Raw genomic sequence first — 4,997 nt, forward strand, 5'->3', positions numbered from 1 at the left:
TGCACGCCGGGGTTGCGGCACTTGAACTTGTATTCGACCTGCGCGCCCGGAAACTGGTGCAGCACGACCTGCATCATGGTGAACTTGTACAGGTCGGTGTCGAGCAGGCTGGTGATGATCATGGACGGGGTAGACGCAGGATGGTGCCAGGGTGCGGCAAGCCGCTCAGCAGAGCCACAAAGTGTAGGCCATCGCGGGCCACCCCACAGGGGCACGCTCGTATCCGTCAGTTTCTACCAGAATTCAAGAAAAATCGGCCTCTAGCGCTTATCCATAAAGCGCCAGTAGCTATACAAACTATAGCATCCAAGGCGCACACGCTCAGCCCGCCACCACCAGGGCCTGCAGCACGGCGCGCAGCGCATCCGGCACGGGCACCGGGCGGCGCGTTTCGCGGTCTACATACACATGGATGAAATGGCCGGCGGCGGCGCTGAGCGGCTCGCCCTGCGCAAACAAGCCCACCTCGTAACGCACGCTGGAGCCCCCCAGGCGCGCCACGCGGATGCCTGCCTCCACCGTCTGCGGAAACGCCAGCGGCGCGAAGTAGTTGCACTGGGTCTCGATCACAAGGCCGATGGTGGTGCCCGCATGGATGTCGAGCACGCCCTGGTCGATCAGGTGCGCGTTCACCGCCGTGTCGAACCAGCTGTAATAAACGACGTTGTTCACATGCCCATACACATCGTTGTCGGCCCAGCGGGTGGTGATGGTGCGGAACACCGGGTAGGCGCTGCGCGGCTGCGGGGCTGGGCGGGTTGGCGTGGGCGAAGCGGCAGAAGTCATGGCCGCACATTCTGCCAGCGCTGGTGGTATTGCCAGGCCACGCGCCAGGTGGTGAGCTGCGCCTGCACCGTGTCCTCCAGATCGTTGCCGTAGCCGCCCGCCATCGCAAAGGCCAGCGGAATCCGCCGCTGCCACGCCCAGTCGAACACCCTCCGGTCGCGCGCCTCCAGGCCGTCATGGGTCACGGCCAGGCGCCCCAGGCGGTCGCCCACATGCGGGTCGGCCCCGGCCAGGTAGAACACCAGGTCCGGCGTGTATCGCTGGTCCAGCACCGCCATGGCTTCATCCAGCGCTTGCAGGTATTTCTCGTCCGCGCAGCCGTCGGGCAGTTCCACATCCAGGTCGCTCGCCTCCTTGCGAAAAGGAAAGTTGCGCGCGCCGTGCAGCGACAAGGTGAACACGCTGTCGTCGCCCTGAAAGATATGCGCCGTGCCATTGCCCTGGTGCACGTCCAGGTCGATCACGGCCACCTGCAGCGGCAGGCCGCCCCGGCCCCGCGCTGCGGTTTGCTCGGCCTGCATGCGCCGGGCCGCCACGGCCACATCGTTGAACACGCAGAACCCGCTGCCCTTGTCCGCATAGGCATGGTGCGTGCCACCCGCCAGGTTGCCCGCCACGCCATGGAGCAGTGCCTGGCGGCTGGCTGCAACCGTGGCCCCCACCGAGCGCCGCGCACGCTCGGCCATGGCCTCGCTCCAGGGGAACCCTATCTCGCGCTGCGCGGCGGGCGCCAAGCTACCTTGTGTGATGGCATGGATGTAGTCGGGCGTGTGCGCCAGCGCCAGATCTTCATCCGACGCGGGCTGCGCCACCTGCAGCGCCACGCCGGGCAGGTGCTGCGCAATCCGGTCACGCAGCATGCGGTATTTGGCCATGGGAAAACGGTGGCCTTCGGGCAAGGGCAGCACGAAGTGGTCGGCGTAATAGGCAAACATGACGCGATTGTGGCAAGCCGCAGGTTTCTGGGGCACCATCCCTAATTTGCTGCAGTGCAACAAAAAATACTTGCAATCACACACCAATCCCCTAAAATTCGACCCATGCTGCACTGCAACATGACTTTCTAGGTCAGGGTCAGCGCAGATGTCTGGAAACCACCCTGGCCCTCTGGGTCCCATTTTTAGGAGATATGACATGACGCTGACCGCTGAACAAATCCTGGCCTCGCACAAAGCCAACATCGAAACCCTGTTCGGTCTGACCACCAAGGCCTTCGAAGGCGTGGAAAAGCTGGTTGAACTGAACGTGACCGCTTCGCGCGCTGCCCTGTCGGAAGCCGCCAACCACACCCAAGCCGTGCTGGGCGTGAAGGACGCACAAGAACTGCTGGCCCTGCAAGCAGGCCTGTTCCAGCCCCTGGCTGAAAAGACCGCCGCTTACAGCCGCCACCTGTACGACATCGCTTCGGGCACCGGCGCTGAATTCGGCAAGGCTTTCGAATCGCAAGCCACCGACGCACAAAAGGCATTCACCAACCTGGTGGACAGCGCAGCCAAGAACGCCCCCGCCGGTTCCGAAACCGCCGTGGCCGTGATGAAGAGCGCCGTCTCTGCCGCCAACAACGCTTTCGAATCCGTGCAAAAGGCCGTGAAGCAAGCCTCCGACGTGGCCGAAGCCAACTTCAACGCCGTGGCCAGCACCGCTGCCAACGCCGCCAAGACCGCTGCTCCCCGCAAGCGCTAATCTGGATGGCTGCTGTCTGGAGTGCAAACTCTAGGCAGCGGCAAGGGAATACCCTGATAATCCTCTCACGCGCTGCAACACAGTTTGCGGCGCACGAGTTGTCTCCTTGGATCCTCTCGAAACCCCCGTTTCAAGGATCCTTTTAAAGCCCGGTTTTACGACCGGGCTTTTTTTTGCCTGCGCGCCATCCATCCGTCCTGGCGCCTTCACGCACTGCTGCACGGCGCCCCCGCCCCCGTGCAGTGGATCAACCTGTTGCAGGCTGAAGGGAGTTGAGATAACCACCACTCCACGCGGCGCGAAAACTGGGATTTTTTGGGCTATCCCGGGATGACTCGAAACGTGCCGTTGAAATGAAGTTGCAACCGATGGAACAGCGCCGGGCTCTGCGAAGGAGGCAATCTGAACCCCGAGGCTAGACTACAGCTTTCGGCCAGAAGCGGACATTGCTAACGACATGACCTGGAACTTCCAACAACCAAGAAACCTAGCAGTTATCGCTTTGCATCGAGTGGTGGCGGGAGACAGCGACGTGCTCCAAGTCTCACACGATGAGGACGATGGCGGCTGGCAGTTCCTCGATGGCGGGGCTTTTGCGGATACAGATACGCGAGTTGTCGGGCTAGGGCAGATGATCGATAGTGACCCAACCCTTGCGGAGCTTGCAGATCTTCCAGAGGGATTCGTCGCAACGCGAAGCAGCAAGGCGAATGCGTGGGTGCGGAGTCGTCGAATTTGATAGCCGCTGCGACAAATTTCAAACGGTCCGATGTTGCCGGCTATCGGCCATGAACGGACATCGGACACCATGAAGTTCACCGAAGAAGAAGTTGTGCGTGCGCTAACCTATGACGGCATCCCCATTGCGCGATGCGTCTTGATAGACGATGTCATGCCAGGGTTCATCGACGAGAAGGGTCAACTCATGGTGACCATCATTGAGGATGACAAGCTGGCCGATGCGGCGGTTAAGCTACTGAGGAAGCGCGGACAACTGTATCGAACCTAGAGCGAGCTGTAGTTCCTCGGATGTCTGCTTCGGGCCCGAAGCAGCCGGTCACTACGCCACTAACGCCCGTGCTTACCGGCAATGACTCCATCGGAATTCCATTGAAGCTGCGCTCTGGGAAACGCCGATTTGAACGACATTTCTACCGAAGGCATATCTCGGTCATACACGCGGTCATCCGCCACCACGACGCGGCTGAGTTTCTCAAACTGAGCAAGCCTGGCCAAAAGCTGGTCAAGTGCCATCGCGCTGTACAAATGCGCTCCCACCCGCAGCAATTTTGGTTGAGCACGGCTTGCTCTCGCCTCAAACTCTTCCAGGGCTTGGAGATCCCACAGTTCCAGTTCTAGGTTGTGCTGAGGATTGCGGGAGGCCGAATCTAGCAGTGTCGTCATAACGTTCCTCGTCTACGGATGACCACTCCTGGCCGATAGCTGAAAGTCTAGCAGTGCGGCAATGCTAGCCAGTCGGTCGTGTTGGCCCACTCCCCGGCGGCACTGCTCAGAGCTGGCCGTCGATCAAATCGAGCTGCCCAGCGGCTGCAGCCGCCGCGTTCTGATTCTTGATCTTGTCCCGAATCCGCTTGAGCAACTTCCCCATCCCGCGCGGTGTCATACCGTCGCGCTAGGTCGTCCTTGTTGAGGCCGTCGAACTGGTCGTAAATCTCCAACTCCTTGAGCGTCAGCTTGTACTGCGCGTCCTTCGGGAAAGTCATCACCTGGCCCGCCCAGTAGGTGCTCAGGTAGTCCACGGCCGACGAGCCGATGACCGAGGCCGCATCGGGGGCCGTTCCCATTTCCTCCAACTGGCGAGCGATCACCGCCTGCAGCTCTTCCAGCAGCTCATGGCGCTTGAGCAGGCATCACATCGGCCACCGCCGTTGCGCTGTATCAGGCCAGCCCGGAATCCCTGGTCCATCTGAGGAATTTATTAAGAATAATTCGCGTTTCGCTTTATCATGGCGGCCATTCCAACCTCCGAAAGACGCATCCATGTCGAAGACCGTGAAAGCCCTGCTCTGCACCTGTGCACTGGCCGCCGCTGCTGGCGCCGTTTCTGCCCAGGAGCAGGTCGTGAACCTCTACTCGGCCCGCCACTATTCCACGGACGAAGCCCTGTACACGGGCTTCACCAAGGCCACCGGCATCAAGATCAACCGCGTGGATGCGGACGACGCTGGCATCCTCGCCCGCCTGAAGGCAGAGGGCACGGCCTCCCCCGCTGACGTGATCCTGCTGGTGGACGCCGCCCGCCTGTACAAGGGTGAAGTCGATGGCCTGTTCCAGCCCATCAAGTCTCAAGTGCTCAACGACGCCATTCCCGCCAACCTGCGCGGCGCCCCTGCGGCAGACGGCAGCATTGCGTGGTACGGCCTGTCCACCCGCGCACGTGTCATCGTGTACAACAAGGTCAAGATGGACAAAGCCGACGTGGACACCTACGAAGAGCTGGGCGACCCCAAGAACAAGGGCAAGCTGTGCATCCGCTCCGGCTCGCACCCCTACAACCTGAGCCTGTT

The 4,997-nt window shown here is 61.3% G+C and carries 7 protein-coding genes and 1 pseudogene; 3 read left to right on the forward strand and 5 right to left on the reverse strand.

What is annotated here, in order from left to right:
* The 3 genes and pseudogenes from Q0105_RS20580 to Q0105_RS20590 form a co-directional block, all read right to left on the reverse strand.
* Window positions 1-122, reverse strand: a pseudogene (locus tag Q0105_RS20580) (nicotinate phosphoribosyltransferase); the annotation flags it as partial.
* 199 nt (window positions 123-321) lie between these two features.
* On the reverse strand, window positions 322-786 hold the full coding sequence (locus Q0105_RS20585; protein WP_298214621.1) for a thioesterase family protein: 465 nt from the start codon (window positions 784-786) through the stop codon (window positions 322-324).
* Window positions 783-1,721 carry a histone deacetylase gene (locus tag Q0105_RS20590; RefSeq protein WP_298214625.1) on the reverse strand — a complete coding sequence of 313 codons (939 nt, stop codon included), beginning with the start codon at window positions 1,719-1,721 and terminating at the stop codon, window positions 783-785. The genes Q0105_RS20585 and Q0105_RS20590 overlap by 4 nt, the downstream gene beginning before the upstream one ends.
* Window positions 1,722-1,920: 199 nt before the next feature.
* On the opposite strand from Q0105_RS20590, the gene Q0105_RS20595 reads away from it, so the two are divergent.
* Both Q0105_RS20595 and Q0105_RS20600 read left to right on the forward strand, forming a co-directional pair.
* Window positions 1,921-2,469 (forward strand): phasin family protein, encoded by a 549-nt coding sequence (locus tag Q0105_RS20595; RefSeq protein ID WP_094290910.1) that lies wholly within the window; start codon window positions 1,921-1,923, stop codon window positions 2,467-2,469.
* Window positions 2,470-3,277: 808 nt separating this feature from the next.
* Window positions 3,278-3,478, forward strand: coding sequence for a hypothetical protein (locus Q0105_RS20600; protein ID WP_298214629.1), 201 nt, complete (start codon window positions 3,278-3,280; stop codon window positions 3,476-3,478).
* A gap of 59 nt (window positions 3,479-3,537) precedes the next feature.
* Here Q0105_RS20600 and Q0105_RS20605 read toward each other — a convergent pair whose 3' ends face one another.
* Together Q0105_RS20605 and Q0105_RS20610 are read right to left on the reverse strand one after the other, a co-directional pair.
* Complete coding sequence (locus tag Q0105_RS20605) at window positions 3,538-3,873, reverse strand: hypothetical protein (protein WP_298214631.1); 336 nt, start codon at window positions 3,871-3,873, stop codon at window positions 3,538-3,540.
* Between the two features lie 47 nt (window positions 3,874-3,920).
* Window positions 3,921-4,337: a Mor transcription activator family protein gene (locus tag Q0105_RS20610; protein ID WP_366145941.1), complete on the reverse strand. Its 417-nt coding sequence runs from the start codon at window positions 4,335-4,337 to the stop codon at window positions 3,921-3,923.
* A gap of 133 nt (window positions 4,338-4,470) precedes the next feature.
* Here Q0105_RS20610 and Q0105_RS20615 point away from each other — a divergent pair.
* A partial coding sequence (locus Q0105_RS20615) for an extracellular solute-binding protein (protein ID WP_298214633.1) occupies window positions 4,471-4,997 on the forward strand: 527 nt, incomplete at its 3' end.

The organism is Acidovorax sp. (assembly GCF_027492855.1).
Taxonomy (GTDB): Bacteria; Pseudomonadota; Gammaproteobacteria; order Burkholderiales; family Burkholderiaceae_C; genus Acidovorax.